We start from the raw sequence: 18,160 nt of genomic DNA on the forward strand, positions 1-18,160 counted from the left end.
ACGTGATTGTTCATTACTTGACCTGGTTACCCCAGAGGTTGGGGTCGTCGACGTTCTCCTTGGTCACGAGCGGAGCGGGAAGCTGGTCCTCGAGCCCGTTCGGGAGCTCGATGATGGTCGAGTCGTGGTCGGTCGGCCCCGCCTTGAACGTCTTGCCCTCCGCCGCGGCCTTGGCGTAGAAGAGCGCGTACTTCGCGTACAGGTCGGCCGGCTGGGAGACGGTCGCGTCGATCTCGCCCTTGCGGATCGCCTCGAACTCCTGCGGGATGCCGTCGTTCGACACCACGAACACGTGCTTGGGGTCCTCGGGGGCGACCAGCAGTCCCTTGGCCTTCAGCACCTGCAGCGTCGGGGCCAGGTGGACGCCGCCCGCGTGCATGTAGATGCCCTTGACGTCGGGGTTCTGCTCCAGGCGGGTCTGCAGCATCGAGGCCGCCTTGCCGCCGTCCCACTCGGTGGGCTCCTCGAAGACCGTGATCCCGGGGAACTTGCTCTTCATGCATTCGCGGAACGCCTCGGCGCGGTCGCGGCCGTTGACCGACGACAGCGCGCCCATCAGCTCGACGACCTTGCCCTTGCCGCCCAGCTTCTCGCCGAGGAACTCGCAGGCCTTGGTGCCGTAGGCGCGGTTGTCGGCGCGCACGACCATGAAGACCTTGCCCTTGTCGGGACGGGTGTCCACGGTCACGACCGGGATCTTCTTGTTCTCCAGCTGCTGGAGGGTGGAGGCGATCGCGCCGGTGTCCTGCGGCGCCATGACCATGACCCTGGCGCCCTGGCTGACCAGCGCCTGCGTGTTGGCGACCAGCTTGGCGACGTCGTTCTGCGAGTTGGTCGGGTTCATCAGGTCGACCTTGAGCTCGGCCGCCATCTTCGGGACGTACTTGATGTAGGAGTTCCAGAAGTCGGAGTCGGCCCGCGGGTGGTCGATGCCGATCTTCTCACCCGCGCCGCCGCCCGCGGCGGCACTCGGGCTGGTGCCGCTCTCGGTGGAGCCGCACGCGGTGATGAGAGCCAATAGGGCCGCGCTCGCGACCACGGGGCCGAACTTCATGATTTCGCCTCTTCTTGGGGGGTGTGTACTTCGTTGCTCGGGCGTAGACGGAGGCCCTGCATGCCGCCGTCCACAGCGAGCGAGGTGCCGGTGGTCGCGCCCGCTTCCGGGCCGGCCAGGTAGGTGATGGCCGCGGCCACCTCCCTTGCGGAGACCATGCGACCCATCGGCTGGCGGGCGTTGAGCGCGGCCCGCTCGGCCTCCGGATCCTCGGCGGCGTCCAGCAGCCTGCCGACCCACGGAGTGTCGGCGGTGCCGGGGTTGACACAGTTGACCCTGATCCCCTCCCGCACGTGGTCAGCCGCCATGGCCAGCGTCAGCGACAGCACGGCGCCCTTGGTCGCGCTGTAGAGGGCCCTGTTCGGCAGTCCCGCCGTGGCGGCGATGGAGCAGGTGTTCACGATCGAGGCGTGGCCCGACTCCCTCAAGTACGGCAGCGCCGCCCTGGACACCCTCACCATGCCGAGGACGTTGACGTCGAAGACCCGCTGCCACTCGGCGTCGGGGTTGTCCTCGATCGTGCCCTGCGCGCCGATGCCCGCGTTGTTCACCAGGACGTCCAGACCGCCCATGCGCTCGGCGGCCTCGGCGACGGCCGCACGGACCTGGTCGTCGTCGGTGACATCGGCCTTGACCGCGATGAACGGGTCGCCCGGCGGGTTGAGGTCCAGGCAGGCGACCTGCCAGCCACGCGCGGCGAACGCCTCGGCGGTGGCGAGGCCGATGCCCGACCCGCCGCCGGTGACGAGAGCTCTGATGTCTGTCACTGATTCCTCCAGACCTCGCCGTCGGGGAAGGAGTGGGCGGCGATCGACTCGCGGCGCATCTCGGAGCTGAAGCCGGGCCGCGTCGGTGCCGTGTAGCGGCCGTGCTCGATCACCACAGGGTCCTCGAAGTGCTCGTGCAGGTGGTCGACGTACTCGATGACCCGTCCTTCCATGGTGCCCGTGACCGCGACGTAGTCGAACATCGACAGGTGCTGGACCAGCTCGCACAGCCCGACGCCGCCCGCGTGGGGGCAGACGGGCACGCCGAACCTGGCGGCCAGCAGCAGGATCGCGATGTTCTCGTTGACGCCCCCGACCCTGGCCGAGTCGAGCTGGAGGAAGGACAGCGAGCCCGCCTGCAGCATCTGCTTGAAGATCATCCGGTTCTGGACGTGCTCGCCGGTGGCGACCCTGATCGGGGCGATGGCCCTGGCGATCGTGGCGTGGCCGAGCACGTCGTCGGGGCTGGTCGGCTCCTCCACCCAGTGAGGGGCGAACTCGGCGAGCGCGTTGACCCAGCGGATGGCGGCGCCGACGTCCCACCGCTGGTTGGCGTCGATCGCGATGGGGAAGTCGGGCCCGCAGACCTCGCGGGCGACCTTGAAGCGGCGGATGTCGTCGTCGAGGTCGGCGCCGACCTTCAGCTTGATCTGCTCGAAGCCGTCGTCGAGCGCCTCCTTGCACAGGCGGCGAAGCTTGTCGTCGCCGTAGCCGAGCCAGCCCGGCGAGGTCGTGTAGGCCGGGTAGCCGTGCTCCTTCAGGTGCGCGATCCGCTCGGCCTTGCCTTCCGCGCCCTTGCGCAGGATCCGCAGCGCGTCCTCGCGGGTCATCGCGTCGCTCAGGTAGCGGAAGTCGACCAGGTCCACGATCTGCTCGGGCGTCATCTCGCCCAGCAGCAGCCAGAGCGGCTTGCCCTCGCGCTTGGCCTTGAGGTCCCACAGGGCGTTGACCACGGCGGAGATCGCCATGTGCATGACGCCCTTCTCGGGGCCGAGCCAGCGCAGCTGGGAGTCCCAGACCATCTCCTTGTACAGCCCGCCGAGGTCCTCGGCGTCCCTGCCGATCACGTACGGCTCCAGCGCCTTGATCGCGGTGGTCTGCACGTCGTTGCCGCGCCCGATCGTGAACGCGAACCCGTGTCCTTCGAAGCCGTCGTCGGTCTTGAGCACGACGTAGGCGGCCGAGTAGTCCGGGTCGGGGTTCATCGCGTCGGAGCCGTCCAGCTCCAGCGAGGTGGGGAAGCGGATGTCGTGGGTCTCCATGCCCACGATGCGATAGGCGCTCATGCCTGGCCCACCGTCTGGCGCTGCCGTCCGAGCTTGTCGATCTCCAGCTCGACGACGTCGCCTTCCCTGAGGTACGGCTGGCCCGGCAGGCCGAGCGCGACCCCCGCGGGCGTGCCGGTGTTGATGACGTCGCCGGGCTCCAGCACCATGAACCCGCTGAGATAGCGCACGACCTCGGCCACGTCGAAGATCATGTTCTTGCTGTTGCCGTCCTGGCGCCGCTCGCCGTTGACCCACAGCCGCATGCCGAGGTCCTGCGGGTCGCCCACCTCGTCGGCGGTCACCAGCCATGGGCCGAGCGGGTTGAACGTCTCGCACGACTTGCCCTTGTCCCACTGGCCGCCGCGCTCCAGCTGGAACTCGCGCTCGGAGACGTCGTTGGAGATCGCGTAACCGGCGATCCTGGCCAGCGCCTCCTCCCTCGACTCCAGGTAGCGGCAGGTCTCGCCGATGACGACGGCCAGCTCGACCTCCCAGTCGGTCTTCACGCTGCCGCGCGGCACCAGGATCTCGTCGTCGGGGCCGACCACGGTGTTGGGCGCCTTCATGAACACGACGGGCTCGGTGGGCGGGGTGGCTCCCGTCTCGGCCGCGTGGTCGCTGTAGTTGAGGCCGATGCACACGATCTTGCCGGGCCTGGCGATCGGCGGGCCGACACGCAGGCCCTCGGCGTCGATCACCGGCAGGTCGCCGCGCTCCAGCGCGGCCCGGACGCGCGCCACTCCCCCCGAAGCGAGGAAGGCCCCGTCGATCTCGGGCTCCCCGATGTCGTACAGGTTTCCCCGGGCGTCCATCACCGCGGGCCGCTCCTGGCCGACCGGTCCAACTCGCAGCAGCTTCACACCGCATCCCTCAGCTATACATCGGATGTCTCGCTAACCGATGCTCGTTGGCGCACGTGGCGCTGTCAAGCCCTCCACCACAGATACATCCGATCCGTGACCTCGGTTGATGGGGTTCGATCTGCATATGTGAACGAAAAATCCAACTAAACATCGGATCGAAGCTCTTGTTGCACCGACGTTTCAGGTGCTAACAACATGGCGGACATCCACCAGTCACCGGAGGAATCCGTGGCCCCACGGCTTGCGTTAGTCCTGCTGTCCGCCCTCATGATCGGAGCGTCACCCGTGCACTCCCCGGCGGCGGCCGCCGCCGCCCTCGACCCGCCCGACGATCTGACGCTCTGGTACGACAAGCCGGCCGCGAACTGGGAGACGCAGTCGCTGCCCATCGGCAACGGCGCGCTCGGCGCGACCGTGTTCGGCGGCGTGGCCACCGAGCAGCTCCAGTTCAACGAGAAGACGCTGTGGACCGGCGGCCCCGGATCCAGAAGCGGATACGACTTCGGCAACTGGAAGACCCCGAGACCCGGCGCGATCGCCGAGGTGCAGGCGCAGATCGATCGCGACGGCAAGATGTCGCCCGACGCGGTCGCCAGGAAACTCGGCCAGCCCAAGAGCGGGTTCGGCGCCTACCAGACCTTCGGCGACCTCTGGCTGGACACCGGGCACGCCGCGGCCACCGGCTACCGCCGGGAGCTCAGTCTGCGCGAGGCCGTGGCCAGGGTCGGCTACACCTCGGGCGGGGTCGCCTACGCCCGCGAGTACTTCGCCAGCCATCCCGGCAACGTGATCGTCGGCAGGCTCAGTGCCTCGGAGACGGGCAAGGTCTCCTTCACGCTGCGCAACTCCTCCCCACGCAACGACAAGACCGTGAGCGTCAAGGACGGCCGCCTCACCGTCCGCGGCGCCCTGGCCGACAACGGCATGGCGTTCGAGTCGCAGGTCCAGGTCATCACCAGCGGCGGCAGCCGTATCGACGGCACCGATCGGATCACCGTGACGGGCGCCGACAGCGCGGTGTTCGTGCTGTCGGCGGGCACCGACTACGCCGGCGTCTACCCCGCCTACCGGGGCGCCGACCCGCACGCCAAGGTCACCGCGGACGTCGACAAGGCCGTGGCGCTCGGCTACGACGGGCTGAAGCGCGCGCACCTGGCCGACTACCGGGACCTGTTCGACAGGGTGAAGCTCGACCTCGGGCAGCAGGCCCCGCGCGTCCCCACCGACCAGCTTCTCAGGGCCTACACCGGCGGCGGCTCCACCGACGACAGGGCGCTGGAGGCGATGTTCTTCGCCTACGGGCGCTACCTGCTCATCGCCTCCTCGCGGGAGGGCTCCCTGCCGGCGAACCTGCAGGGCGTGTGGAACAACTCCACCAGCCCGCCGTGGTCGGCCGACTACCACGTCAACATCAACCTGCAGATGAACTACTGGCTGGCCGAGCAGACCAACCTCGCCGAGACCACCAAGCCCTACGACGACTACATCCAGGCGATGCTCGCCCCAGGCAGGCAGACCGCCAAGGAGATGTTCGGCTCGCGCGGATGGGTCGTCCACAACGAGACCAACCCGTTCGGCTTCACCGGCGTGCACGACTGGGCGACCGCCTTCTGGTTCCCCGAGGCGGCCGCGTGGACCACGCAGCAGATGTTCGACCACTACCGCTTCGGCGGCGACGTCCAGTACCTGCGCTCGGTCTACCCGGCGATGCGGGAGGCCGCGCTGTTCTGGGTGGACAACCTCCACACCGACCCGCGCGACGGCAAGCTCGTCGTCTCCCCCAGCTACTCCCCCGAGCAGGGCGACTTCTCCGCCGGCGCGTCGATGTCCCAGCAGATCGTCCACGACCTGTTCACCAACGTGCTGGAGGCCGCCGCCGTCCTCGGCGAGGACGAGCCCGAGGTACGGCAGGCGCTGGCCAAGCTCGACCCAGGCCTGCGCGTCGGAAGCTGGGGCCAGCTCCAGGAATGGAAGACCGACTGGGACGACCCGAAGAACACCCACCGGCACGTCTCCCACCTGTTCGCCCTGCACCCGGGCCGCCAGCTCGTCGCCGGCACCCCGATGGCCGAGGCGGCCAAGGTCTCGCTGACCGCCCGCGGCGACGGCGGCACCGGCTGGTCGAAAGCCTGGAAGATCAACTTCTGGGCGCGGCTGCTGGACGGCGACCACGCGTTCAAGATGCTCGGCGAGCAGTTGCGCGGCAGCACCCTGGACAACCTGTGGGACACCCACCCGCCGTTCCAGATCGACGGCAACTTCGGCGCCACCTCAGGCATGGCGGAGATGCTGCTCCAGTCGCAGTCCGGCGTGGTCGACGTGCTGCCCGCGCTCCCCTCGGCGTGGGCCACAGGGTCGGTCAAGGGGCTGCGCGCCCGCGGCGGCGTGACCGTCGACGCCGCGTGGAAGGACGGCACCGCCACCCGGATCGACCTGCGGGCCGGAGCCGCAGGGCCGCTGAAGGTCCGCAACAAGGTGATCGCCGGCAGGTACCGCCTGGTCGACGCCGCGGGTAGGAACGTCGCGCACACCCGCGAAGGCGACACGATCACTTTCACCGCCAAGGCCGGGCAGACCTACACGCTCGTCGGGCAGGTCGCCGTCGCGGTGAAGGCGCCCGCCGAGACCGGGCCCGGCGCGAGCTTCCCCGTCGAGGTCACGGTGTCGGCCACCGGCGGGCGGGCCGTACCGGCCGGCGAGGTCACGCTGGCGCTGCCGAACGGCTGGACCGCCACCCCGGAGGCCGCCCAACTGCCGGGCGTGCCCGGCGGCGGCAGCAGGACCGTGACGTTCACCGTCACCTCGGGACCCGCCGACGGCTCGCGCACGGCACGCGTCGTCGCGACCGCCAAGGGCGACGAATGGTCAGGCACCGGCGGCGCCGTGCTCGCCGTCGCCCCCTGCGCGGTGCCCACGCCCGACAAGCCCCTCGTGGCGTGGGATCCCGCCTCCGGCTCGACGGTCGCCGACACCTCTGGCAACGGCAGGAACGCCACCGTGACCGGCAACGCCGCCTACGACGGCGAGGGAGGACTGGTGCTCGACGGGTCCACCTACCTGACGACCGCGCCGACCACGCTGGGCTTCCTGCCCGAGGCGTCCTTCGCGGCCAGGGTCAAGGTGGCCGGGTCGGGGTATCGCCGGCTGTTCGACTTCCAGCCATCGGGCGACCCGGGCACCGACGGCGTGCTGATGGACCTGACGCCGGCCGCCAAGGTCCGGTTCATCGGGGCGGGGCTGAACGTGACCACCGACGCGACGGTGCCCACCGGCAAGTACGTCGACCTGGTCATCACGATGGGACGCGACGGGACGATCAACGTCTACGTGGACGGCGTACGAGCGGGCGGGGCCAAGGTGCCCGGCGACGGGATCACCGGATGCGCCACCAGGCCGTTGCGCTTCGCCGCCGACCAGGGCGGCGGGCAGCGTCTCAGCGGGGCCGTCGACCGGATGGCGATCTTCGCCCGGACGCTGACGGCGGCCGAGGCGCGGGAGTGGCAGCGGCTCGCGTTCTGATGCCTGAAGCCGGTCGAGACCCGCGGCCCCTCTTCCCAGGGGCCGCGGGTCCTGCCTCGGTGCACGACGATGCGGCCGCCGCGGACCAGCCGCTTGAGCTCCTCCGCGACGCCGTCGGCCACCGGCTCGCCGCTCTGGTCAAGATCAGCGCCGGCTACTTTCCCCAGCGGGCGCCGGCTTCTCTCCCCCGCGGGCGCCGGCTTCGTTTCCCAGCGGAGCCCGGCCGCCGGGCGGAGCCCGGGATTCCCGGGATGGCGCAGGTCCAGGACCTGGGCACAGGTCCGGGGGCCGGGCATCAGGTCCAGGGGCCAGGCACAGGTCCAGGGGCCAGGCACAGGGCCGGGGGCCAGGCACAGGGCCGGGGGCCGCTCGGGTGTCCGGGGTTCGGATCGAGGGCGGGCCCGCTCGGGTGTCCAAGGTCTGGGCGGGTGTGCAGGGTCTGGGTGGCTGTCCAGGATCTGGGCGGGCGTTCGGAGTCCGAAGGGAGATGCGGGTTTCGGGTGGGGGCTCGGGCGGCGGTTCAGCGGGACCTGTTGTGTCGGCGGGCGGCGAACCAGAGGGCTCCCAGACCGGCCAGCGCGCCACCCGCCGCACCAATGAGCAGGCCGACCACGAACCCCTCGCCCGCGCCCGAAGCCGACGGCAGCAGCGCCAGCGCGAAGATCAGCCCCGCCAGCATGACCACCATCAGGAGGTAGAACCGCTTGCTGAAGAAGACGCCCTTCACCGGAGCGCTCGGCGGAGAGTCGATCCCGGCTTCAGGACCCAGGCTCGCGGCCTTCGGACGCTTGAAGTACTCGTAGAACACCCAGGTGCCGCACGGTTCCCAGCCGTCGGGGGCCAGCCGCTCGACGAGCGCCTGCCTGCCCTTGCGGGTGACGACCTCCCTGCGGTACTCCCACCGCTGTGGCTCGCGCAGGTCGCGGTGGCTGATGAACCAGCCGACGGCGTCGACCCTGTCGACCTCCCAGCCCTGGTCGCCGAACTCGTTCAGCCGCCGCTCGTCGACGAAGATGTCGGCGGTCCAGCGCCAGGTGTCCTCCTCGGCCACGGGCTCCGCGACGGGCGTCACTCCCAGTTGCTCGGCGAACTCCGCGGCCGGCCCGAACTCCTCCTCGGGGTCACCGCTGGTCTCGGACAGGTAGGCGGTGAGATCGGCGACCGTGGCCCTCACCGTGTCCTCGGGGACCCCACGTTCGCGCAGCCGTACGGCGAGCTCGTCGAAGTAGCCGGTCACTTGACGCCTCCCTGTTCGAGCACGGACCGTACGGACTGGTCGAACGCGAGCCACAGGCCTCCCTGCTCGGCGAGCGTCTGCCTGCCCTGCTCGGTGAGCCGGTAGTAGCGGCGGCCCGGGCCCCGCTCGGTCACCCTGAACTCGGCGGCGACCAGGCCCGCCTCCTCCAGCCGGTTGAGTACGGGATAGAGGGTGCCGCCCTTGATCTGCCCCAGGCCGGAGTCGGCGAGGCTCTTGGCGATCTCGTAGCCGTAGTTCTCGCCTTCGGTGAGGCTGGCGAGGACCAGCAGGTCGAGCACGCCCTTGAGCCAGCTCGCACGACGATCAGCGGTCATTAGGCCATCCTTCCACGGTAGCGATGCTACCTACGCCGCTCCACCACCTACACGATCGCCCGGTTCCTGCACGCGCCGGGTCTCCCCGATCCGCGCGTCGGCGACGCGCCCGGCCTGGCCTCTCGCCTCGAGCCAAACCGTCGACCTCGGCCTGGCGCGCTCGGGGCGGAGGGATTCCGGGTCTCACGGGGTGCGGATCACGATCGGGAGGTGTGTCAGGGGCTGGCGGCGGTCGAGGCGCCCCAGGTCGCCATGGCGCACTCGGCGTTCCCGCCGAGCTCTGCTACCGGCCGGATCCGGCGATCCTGGCGTCCCCGGCGGACACGGAGCGCTCGGTGATCTGGGAGGGCTCGGTGATCTGGGTGGACTCGGTGATCTGGGAGGACTCGACCGTTCCGGCGGACTCGACTGTTCCGGCGGACTCGACCGTTCCGGCGGACTCGACTGTTCCGGCGGACTCGACCGTTCCGGCGGACTCGACGGTTCCGGCGGACTCGGAGGTGGGCGCGAGCCGGGGCGTGAGGAGCAGGGAGCGGACGTCGATCAGGATGTGCAGGACGATCGGCAGGAGCAGCGAGCCGGTCGAGAAGTAGAGCATCGTCAGCGAGAACCCGGCGAGCGTCACCATCACCATGCCCTTCCACCCCTGGTAGAGGTGCCCGACGGTGAAGATCGCCAGCGCGAGCCCGGCCGCGACCGGTCTGGGGACGTCGAAGATCGACATGAAGCCCGAGATCAGGAGCCCGCGGTAGACGATCTCCTCGCAGACGCCGGCGCTGATGGCCAGCGCGAGCGCGAGCCAGCGCTGTGCGGCCGTTCTGGGAATGAGCGCCTCGAACGCGGCCTGCCCGGACACCGCGATCTTCTTCAACCGCGTCACCAGACCGACGGCCACGGCCACGACCGTCGCACCGACGATCATGCCCAGCACGGTGGACAGGTCCTCGGCCGGCACCAGGCCGATGCCGGCGATGTCCAGGTCAGGAGACAGGCCGACGATCGCCAGGGCCACCAGCGCCAGGGCCCACAGCTCGGCGATCCAGACGAGGGACATCCGCGTGTACAGCCTCCGGTCCTCGCGCAGGGCCGCGTAGCTGCGGCGGCCGAGCAGCGGGCTCACGACGGCCAGGTGAACCACCAGGAGAGCGAACAGGACGAGGGACATGGGAGCGGCCTCCGACAGCCAGGGAGTTTCCGGTACGACTTAGACGGTAGAACAAGCTAGTTAGGAATGCAATCTAGCTAGTGGCGCATGAGTCCTTGACGGGCGTACAGGACCGTAATAGAACACTTACAAAACCAAGCGCTTGATCAAAACAGGAGTGGCCGCATGATCGAGCTCTACGACCCGTCCGTCTACGAGCGCGGCGTGCCGTACCGGGATCTGGCATGGCTGCGGGAGCACTCCCCCGTGCACTGGCACAGGGACCCGCAGACTCCTGGGTTCTGGGCCGTGACCAGGCACGCCGACGTGGTGCACGTCTCCAGGCACCCGGAGCTGTTCTCCTCCTACGAGGGCCTGGCGATGAGCGGCGAGTACCCGGAGCCCGACAAGGAGCTGCAGCGGCTGCTGATGCTCAACCAGGACCCGCCCGAGCACTCCAAGCGGCGCTCGCTGGTCAACAAGGGATTCACCCCTCGCATGATCGGGAAGCTCGAACAGCACATCAGGGAGGTCTGCGACGACCTGATCGATCGCTGCTCGGGCGAGGGCGACTTCGTGACCCAGGTCGCCGCACCCCTGCCGCTGCAGGTGATCTGCGAGCTGCTCGGCGCGCCCGTGGAGGACAGGGACCTGCTGTTCGACCTGTCGAACCGGCTCATCGGCTGGGACGACCCCGAGTTCCAGACCACGTACGAGGACGGGCAGGCAGCGGGGACCGAGCTGATGACGTACGGCAACGCGCTGGCGGCCGACCGCGTCGAGGACCCCCGCGACGACCTGATCACCAGGATGATCACACCGGACGCCGACGGGGCCGTGCTGTCGCCCGACGACGTGGGGATGTTCACGATCCTGCTGGCCGTGGCGGGCAACGAGACGACACGCAACGCGGCCTCGCTCGGGATGAAGGCGTTCTTCGACCATCCCGAGCAGTGGCGGCGGCTGGTGGCGAACCCCTCCCTGCTCGACACCGCGGTCGAGGAGATCGTCAGGTGGGCCACGCCCGTCATGCAGTTCCGCAGGACCGCCATGACCGACACGACCATCGGCGGGCAGCCGGTCAGCCGGGGTGACAAGATCGTGGTCTACTACAGCGCCGCCAACCGCGACCCCTCCGTCTTCACACGTCCCGACGTGTTCGACATCGGCCGGGACCCGAACCCGCACCTCGGCTTCGGCGGCGGCGGACCGCACTTCTGCCTGGGCGCCCACCTGGCCAGGATGGAGCTGAGGGTCCTGTTCGAGACCATCGCCCGCCGCCTGCCCGACATCGCTCCGGCAGGAGAGGTCCGCCGGCTGCGGTCCAACTTCATCAACGGCATCAAGGAGATGCGGGTCTCCTTCGGACCGCCGAGCCCGTGAGACCGTCGGCCCACCGCAGTCGGAAGCCCGGCAGAACACCGCAGTCGCGAGCCCCTCCCATGCCGCAGTGGTGCGATTGTCGGAACGCAAAGGCAGTCCTGACGCCTCCGGACACGGCGATCGCGAGCCGCCAGAACGTCGAGACTCGATGCCTGAGACACCACGGTCTCGAGGCCTTCGGACACCGGGTCGCGAAGCTGCCGGAACGGCGCGGTCGTGCAGCCCTCGCAACGCCGCATTTGCGCGACCCTCCAGCCCGTCGAGAGACACCCCACGAGTCGAGGGGTCCGTCGGACCTGGTCAGCGTCAAGGACACCGAGGCCGCGAGGCCACCGGAACGGCACGGTCGTGCGCCCCTCGCAACGCCGCAGTTGCGCGACCCTCCAGCCGGTCGAGGGACGCCCACGAGTCGAGGGGCCCGTCGGACCTGGTCAGCATCTCGGACACCGAGGTCGCGAGGCCGCCGGACCTGGTCAGCATCTCGGACACCGAGGTCGCGAGGCCGCCGGAACGCCCGTGCGACTCTCGGAACGCCATGGCCACGGGGCCCTCGGAACGCCGAGGCCGTGGGGCCGCACCGACCTCCTCGGCGGCTCTCGTGCCTTGACCGTCGTGCGGGCCTGTAATAGAACACGTTTCAGTACTGCTCCTACCAAGCGCTTGATCAAGTCGAGGTGACGGCTCGTGCACATCGATCTCGTCGATCAGGACCACTACGCGGCCTTCGGACCCCCACACGAGCAACTGCGCTGGCTACGGGAGAACGCGCCCGTCTACTGGCATCCCGGCGAGCCGGGCTTCTGGGCCGTCACCCGGCACGAGGACGTCACCCACGTCTCCCGCCACTCGGACCTGTTCTCGTCGGCGCGCAGACTCGCCCTGTTCAACGAGATGCCGGAAGAGCAGCGCGAGCTCCAGCGGATGATGATGCTGAACCAGGACCCGCCCGAGCACACCCGGCGGCGTTCCCTGGTCAACCGCGGTTTCACCCCTCGCACGATCAGCGCCCTCGAACAACACATCCGCGACATCTGCGACGATCTTCTCGACAAGTGCTCGGGAGAGACCGACTTCGTCACCGAGATCGCCGCCCCCTTGCCGCTCTACGTGATCTGCGAACTCCTCGGCGCCCCCGTCGCCGACCGCGACAAGCTCTTCACCTGGTCGAACCGCATGATCGGCGCCCAGGACCCCGACTACGCCTCCTCCCCCGAAGAGGGCGGCGCCGCGGCCACGGAGGTCTACTCCTACGCCTCCGTCCTGGCCGCCCAACGCCGTACCGAGCCACGCGACGACATCGTCACCAAGCTCCTCCAACCAGACGAGAACGGCGAAAGCCTCACCGAGAACGAGTTCGAGCTGTTCGTCCTGCTCCTCGTCGTCGCGGGCAACGAGACCACCCGCAACGCCGCGTCCGGCGGGATGCTCGCCCTCTTCGAGAACCCGTCCCAGTGGGAACGGCTGGCCGCCGACCCCACGCTCGCCAGGACCGCCGCCGACGAGATCGTCCGATGGGTCTCTCCCGTGAACCTCTTCCGCAGGACGGCCACCGCCGACCTCACACTCGGCGGCCGGCAGGTCAAGGCGGACGACAAGGTGGTCGTCTTCTACTCCTCGGCCAACAGGGACGCCTCCGTCTTCACCGACCCGGAGACGTTCGACATCGGACGCAGCCCCAACCCGCACATCGGCTTCGGAGGCGGAGGGGCGCACTTCTGCCTCGGAAACCACCTGGCCAAGCTGGAACTGCGGGTGCTGTTCGAGCAGTTGGCCCGGCGGTTCCCCCGCATGCGCCAAACGGGAGAGGCACGGCGGTTGCGCTCGAACTTCATCAACGGCATCAAAGATCTCCCCGTCACCCTCTCCTGACCCAACCCCCCAACCAGCTCTTCCAGTCCCGACTCCCAACCGGATCCTCCAACCCCGCGTCCGGATCAGGTCCACCCGCCTCCGGACCCCCGCCGGATCGCCCCAGGACCCCGGCCGGATCTTCCCTGCCCCGGACCCCGGCCAGATCGCCCCCGAACCCCGGCCAGATCATCCCCGGCCCCGGATCACGGCCGGGTCGCCTCCACACACCGGCCGGATCACCCCCCGAGCCCGAACCCCGGCTGGATCACCTTCGGGCCCGGACCCCGACCGGATCACCCCCGAACCCGGGCCGGATTCGCCCCCGGGCCCGGACTCCGGTCGGATCGCCCCGGAAGCCGGCCGGATCAGCCCGACCCCAGATCACGGCCAGATCACCCCCGAGCCCGGCTCCCGACCAGATCGCCCCCGAACCCTGGCCGGATCATCCCCGGGCCCGGCCCCCGGTCAGATCGCCCCCGGAAGCCGGCCGGATCAGCCCGACCCCAGATCACGGCCAGATCACCCCCGAGCCCGGCTCCCAGCCAGATCGCCCCCGAACCCTGGCCGGATTACCCCCGGGCCCGGCCCCCGGTCAGATCGCCCCCGGAAGCCGGCCGGATCAGCCCGACCCCGGTCCCTGGCCAGATCATCCCCCGGCCTGGACCCCGACCGGATCGCCCTGCGCCACGCCAGGTCCCAGCCCGGAGCTGCCTGGCTGGCGAACCCAAGTGGGCCACTCGCGGACCTCGGGTGGACCGCTCGTTGAAGACAAGGTGGAGGCCTCTTCTCGCAGGCGGGATGAGGCGCGTGATCATCCCGTGGGCTGGCGGCCTGCTCTGCGGTAGGTGCCGGGGGTCACGCCGTAGGTGCGGGTGAACCAGCGGGTCAGGTGGCTCTGGTCGGCGAAGCCCGACTGGGCGGCCACCTCGCCCAGAGGGAGGCCTCGGGCGATGAGGCGGCGGGCGGTTCTGAGCCTGAGCTGGCGTTGGTAGTCGCTCGGGGCGAGGCCGTACGCGGCCTGGAACGCCCTGTAGACCATGAAGCGGCTGCATCCGGCTGCCGCGGCGAGGTCGGTGGCGGTGAGGTCGTCGAGCGGCGAGTCGTCGAGGCGGCGGCGGACGCGTTCGGCGATGAGTTGGGCGCCCGTCCGGGGTGCTCCGCCCGTCCGGAGTGTTCCGCCGGATGCTCGGCTGGTGGTGCTGCCGCGGCGGACCATCGCGGCGACCGTGGCCCTGAGCAGTTCGTCGCGGCGCAGGGCTGAGGCGCCGCCGAGGAGGGCGAGGTGGAAGGCGTGCAGCGAATGAGCGAGGACGGGATCGTCGAGAACGGGGTCGGTGAACAGGGGCAGGCCCGTTCGGTGGCCCGTGGTGTCCTCCAGGGCGTCGGCGACGACCTCGGGCCCGATGTGGATGATCCGGTAGGTGAACCCGAACTGGTCCGCGGCGTGACCATCGTGCGGATCGTCGGGGTTGAACGCCATGACCATGCCGGTGGCGCTGGTGTGCGCCGAGCCCCGGCACGTGAAGGCCTGCGCGCCGATCTCGGTGACGCCGAAGGAGTAGGTGTCGTGACTGTGGCGGTGGTAGACGTGCTGCTCGAAGTGGGCGTGCATCGCCTCCAGCGGCCTGTCGGGAGAGCGCCAGTAGCAAGACCAGTCACGCGTCACCCCTCCATTGTGGCTGCTGGGCCCCGGTGAGCCGCACCGGTTCCCGGGGCCGAAGGCGGAAAAGACCCGGGCCGGTATCGCCCGCTGATCGGGACATCGTTATGGCTGCTCGCCGCAGGTGAGCCGCACCGGTCCCTCCTGGGCCGATGAGAGACCCGGGCTGGCACCACCCGCTGATCGGGACATCGTTATGGCTGTTCGCCGCAGGTGAGCCGCACTGGTCTCCCCCGGGTGGATGTGGAAGGGATCTTGGATGAGACCGCCCGCAGGCGGGACTCCCCCGGCACACGATGGTGCCTCGAATGACGCCCTCCGCTGATCGGAATCCCTGCGGCCGAAGGCCGGAAGATGGCGGCGTCTACGGGTCGGACCGGCCCGTGGCGACCGGAAGGTCCATGCGGTGACGGGTGGAAGGAGTCCGTGGGCGGCGGGAGTGGGTTGAGATGGGGCCCGCGGTGGGTTACGTGGGTTTCGGGCTGGATGGGGTTCTGAAGGGGGTCGGCGTGCGGGATGGGTCTTGTCGGGCGCACGAGCGTTCAAGACCGGGTTCGGCGGGGCGGGCAGGCTGGGGGCATGCGGTTCGATACGAAGATCGGCATCGTGGTCCGGGATGACCTCGCTGTCTGGCAGAAGCTGAACGTCACCGCCTTCCTCTCCAGCGCCGTGGCTGGCGGGGAGCCCGAGACGGTCGGGCTGCCGTACGAGGACGGCTCGGGCAACGTCTACCTCCCGATGTTCAGGCAGCCTGTGCTGGTCTACGCCAGCGACGAGGAAGGGCTCGCTCGGGTACGGGAGCGCGCCATGGCCAGGGGGCTGCGGGTGGCTGTCTACACGGAAGAGTTGTTCAAGACGGGCAACGACGACGACAACAGGGCCGCGGTGCGGGCGGTGGAGGCCGAGGATCTGCAGTTGGTCGGGTTGGCGATCTACGGGCCGAAGAACGCGGTGGACAAGGTGACGAAGGGGTTGTCGCTGCATCTGTGATCACCAACGTCGGCGGCGGGCGGCGCGCAGGCGGCCGAGAATGCGGGTCACCTGGGTGGGAGCCGGTTTCCATCCGCATTCGATGAGGGCGTTGGCGACCTGCTCGACGACGTCGGCGGAGCGGGCGGGGATGACGTCGCGTCTGACGGGGATGACGCGCCACCCCGCGGTGCGCAGGGCGGCACGGCGGGTGGCGTCGCGATGGCGGTCGGCGGGCGAGGTGTGGTGTTCGTGGCCGTCGTACTCGACGCCGAGGCGGAACTCGGGCCAGCCGAGGTCGAGGTAGGCGAGCCTGTCACTGGGCAGGTCGACGCGTATCTGCGTGGTGGGCCTGGGCAGGCCGCCTTCGACCAGGATGACGCGCAGCCAGGTCTCTCGTGGTGAGGCGGCGCCCTTGTCGGCCATGGCGAGGGTCTCCCACAGTCCGCGGAAGCCGGTGGCTCGGCGCATCAGCGCGTCGTGGTCGACGCCTCGGCGCAGGAACTGGTCGACGATGGCCACGCCGTCGCGTCTCGGGAGGTGCTGAGCGCAGTCGTAGGCGGTGCGTTCGGGGGTGGTCACGCGGACCGACCTGTGCTCGGTCACGTCGGCGGGCGGAAGCGTGGCCTGGTGGACGGTGCAGCCCCGGACATGGGCCGGGTACGGCATGGCAAGCTCGACCGGCCACTCGTCCTCACACTCGGTGAGGGCGTTGAGGCCCCAGATGTGGGCGGCAGTGCGGCGGCACGCGGTGGAGCCGGGGACGAGGCCGGTGAACAGGCGTGCTCGGTCGAGGAGGGAGGTCTGCACGGGGTCAGCTTGGCGGGGAGGGGGCCAGGGGCGGGCGACCGAGCGGGTTTCTGTGGACGGGGCGCGGTTGTCCACAGGGCCGCGCCCTCCCACGAATGCGCACTCTGATGGCGCTCCCCGCAGATCGGCCGCCGTGCTGCGGAGGTGCCCGTCGAGGCGGGTACGGGCCAACCGTGGAACACGGGAACCGGCCGGCCGTGACAGGAGCGCGGGAGCGCGGGAGGGGTGGTCAGGGCCAGGAGCTGTCCTGGTCGGGGTCGCCGCCGTTGGACAGCAGACGGACGTCCGATTCGACCATCATCGCCACCAGCTCTTCGAACGACACCGTGGGCTCCCACCCCAGCTGCGTCCGCGCCTTCTTCGGGTCGGCGCACAGCAGGTCCACCTCGGCCGGCCGGTGCAGCGCCTGGTCGCACACCACGTACTGCTCCCAGTCCAGGTCGGCCGCCTTGAACGCCGCCTCGACCAGTTCCCTCACCGACTGCGTGCGCCCGGTCCCGATCACGTAGTCCTCGGGTGCGTCGGCCTGCAGCATGAGGTGCATCGCCTTGACGTAGTCGCCGGCGAATCCCCAGTCGCGCCGCGCCTCCAGGTTGCCCAGCCGCAGTTCGGAGGCCAGCCCCAGCTTGATCCGCGCCACGCCCAGCGTCACCTTGCGGGTCACGAACTCGGCGCCGCGCCGTGGCGACTCGTGGTTGAACAGGATGCCCGACACCGCGAACATCCCGTACGACTCCCGGTAGTTCTGGGTGAGGAAGTGCCCGTAGGCCTTGGCCACGCCGTACGGCGAGCGCGGGTGGAAGGACGTGCGCTCGTTCTGCGGCGTCTCGCTGACCTGCCCGAACATCTCGGAGGATGACGCCTGGTAGAACCGGATGGAGGCGCCACGCGACGAGCACACCCTGATCGCCTCGAGCATGCGCAGCACGCCCATGCCGGTGACCTCTGCCGTCAGCTCGGCCTGTTCCCACGACATGGGCACGAACGAGATGGCCCCGAGGTTGTAGACCTCGTCGGGCTGCACCTTCTCCACCGCGGAGATCAACGACCCCTGGTCGAGCAGGTCGCCTCTGACGACCTGGACGTCGGCCAGCAGTTTGCGCATCCGCGACACCCGGGGGTTGGCCTGCCCTCGGGCGAGGCCCCACACCTCGTAGCCCAGGGAGAGCAGATGCTCGGCCAGGTAGGAACCGTCCTGCCCGGTGATGCCGGTGATCAGCGCGCGCCTGGCCAACGGGTCCTCCATCGTTAGTCGTTGGGACGGGAATGTACAGCGACGTTCCCTGGGGAAGCATCAAGC

14 protein-coding genes are annotated in these 18,160 nt (G+C 69.8%); 4 read left to right on the top strand and 10 right to left on the bottom strand.

Features of this window, described 5'->3' with window-relative positions; all coding sequences use genetic code 11:
• Nucleotides 1-13 precede the first annotated feature (13 nt).
• From AC3EO4_RS41870 to AC3EO4_RS41885, 4 genes are read right to left on the bottom strand one after another with little or no spacing between them, the layout of a single operon-like run.
• Entirely contained in the window at nt 14-1,054 is a 1,041-nt protein-coding gene (locus AC3EO4_RS41870; RefSeq protein ID WP_431901146.1) for a sugar ABC transporter substrate-binding protein, read from the bottom strand.
• The gene (locus AC3EO4_RS41875; RefSeq protein WP_431901148.1) at nt 1,051-1,821 is read right to left on the bottom strand and encodes an SDR family NAD(P)-dependent oxidoreductase; all 771 of its coding nucleotides are present in this window, start codon (nt 1,819-1,821) and stop codon (nt 1,051-1,053) included. The genes AC3EO4_RS41870 and AC3EO4_RS41875 overlap by 4 nt, the downstream gene beginning before the upstream one ends.
• Entirely contained in the window at nt 1,818-3,107 is a 1,290-nt protein-coding gene (locus AC3EO4_RS41880; RefSeq protein WP_379576228.1) for an L-fuconate dehydratase, read from the bottom strand. The genes AC3EO4_RS41875 and AC3EO4_RS41880 overlap by 4 nt, the downstream gene beginning before the upstream one ends.
• Complete coding sequence (locus AC3EO4_RS41885; RefSeq protein ID WP_431901150.1) at nt 3,104-3,949, bottom strand: fumarylacetoacetate hydrolase family protein; 846 nt, start codon at nt 3,947-3,949, stop codon at nt 3,104-3,106. The genes AC3EO4_RS41880 and AC3EO4_RS41885 overlap by 4 nt, the downstream gene beginning before the upstream one ends.
• Before the next feature lie 231 nt (nt 3,950-4,180).
• Between AC3EO4_RS41885 and AC3EO4_RS41890 the strand changes: the two genes are divergently transcribed.
• Nucleotides 4,181-7,471, top strand: a complete 3,291-nt coding sequence (locus tag AC3EO4_RS41890) for a glycosyl hydrolase family 95 catalytic domain-containing protein (RefSeq protein ID WP_431901153.1) — start codon at nt 4,181-4,183, stop codon at nt 7,469-7,471.
• A 520-nt stretch (nt 7,472-7,991) separates the two neighbouring features.
• Here AC3EO4_RS41890 and AC3EO4_RS41895 read toward each other — a convergent pair.
• From AC3EO4_RS41895 to AC3EO4_RS41905, 3 genes are all read right to left on the bottom strand, one after another.
• Nucleotides 7,992-8,708, bottom strand: coding sequence for a hypothetical protein (locus tag AC3EO4_RS41895; RefSeq protein ID WP_431901155.1), 717 nt, complete (start codon nt 8,706-8,708; stop codon nt 7,992-7,994).
• A complete protein-coding gene (locus AC3EO4_RS41900) occupies nt 8,705-9,043 on the bottom strand; it encodes a PadR family transcriptional regulator (RefSeq protein WP_379576232.1) in 339 nt (112 codons plus the stop codon). The genes AC3EO4_RS41895 and AC3EO4_RS41900 overlap by 4 nt, the downstream gene beginning before the upstream one ends.
• Before the next feature lie 283 nt (nt 9,044-9,326).
• A complete protein-coding gene (locus AC3EO4_RS41905) occupies nt 9,327-10,208 on the bottom strand; it encodes a CPBP family intramembrane glutamic endopeptidase (RefSeq protein WP_431901157.1) in 882 nt (293 codons plus the stop codon).
• Nucleotides 10,209-10,373: 165 nt separating this feature from the next.
• On the opposite strand from AC3EO4_RS41905, the gene AC3EO4_RS41910 reads away from it, so the two are divergent.
• Both AC3EO4_RS41910 and AC3EO4_RS41915 read left to right on the top strand, forming a co-directional pair.
• Nucleotides 10,374-11,570, top strand: coding sequence for a cytochrome P450 (locus tag AC3EO4_RS41910; protein WP_431901159.1), 1,197 nt, complete (start codon nt 10,374-10,376; stop codon nt 11,568-11,570).
• Nucleotides 11,571-12,254: 684 nt separating this feature from the next.
• Entirely contained in the window at nt 12,255-13,439 is a 1,185-nt protein-coding gene (locus tag AC3EO4_RS41915) for a cytochrome P450 (protein WP_379576235.1), read from the top strand.
• A 793-nt stretch (nt 13,440-14,232) separates the two neighbouring features.
• On the opposite strand, the gene AC3EO4_RS41920 is transcribed toward AC3EO4_RS41915, so the two are convergent.
• Nucleotides 14,233-15,087 (bottom strand): AraC family transcriptional regulator, encoded by an 855-nt coding sequence (locus tag AC3EO4_RS41920; RefSeq protein WP_431901162.1) that lies wholly within the window; start codon nt 15,085-15,087, stop codon nt 14,233-14,235.
• A 573-nt stretch (nt 15,088-15,660) separates the two neighbouring features.
• Here AC3EO4_RS41920 and AC3EO4_RS41925 point away from each other — a divergent pair.
• Nucleotides 15,661-16,071, top strand: a complete 411-nt coding sequence (locus AC3EO4_RS41925) for a DUF2000 family protein (protein ID WP_431901165.1) — start codon at nt 15,661-15,663, stop codon at nt 16,069-16,071.
• On the opposite strand, the gene AC3EO4_RS41930 is transcribed toward AC3EO4_RS41925, so the two are convergent.
• On the bottom strand, nt 16,072-16,860 hold the full coding sequence (locus tag AC3EO4_RS41930; RefSeq protein ID WP_379576238.1) for a type IV toxin-antitoxin system AbiEi family antitoxin: 789 nt from the start codon (nt 16,858-16,860) through the stop codon (nt 16,072-16,074).
• Between the two features lie 229 nt (nt 16,861-17,089).
• Nucleotides 17,090-18,094: a GDP-mannose 4,6-dehydratase gene (locus AC3EO4_RS41935; RefSeq protein WP_379576333.1), complete on the bottom strand. Its 1,005-nt coding sequence runs from the start codon at nt 18,092-18,094 to the stop codon at nt 17,090-17,092.
• Between the last annotated feature and the right edge of the window lie 66 nt (nt 18,095-18,160).

It is taken from the genome of Nonomuraea sp. bgisy101, assembly GCF_057708945.1.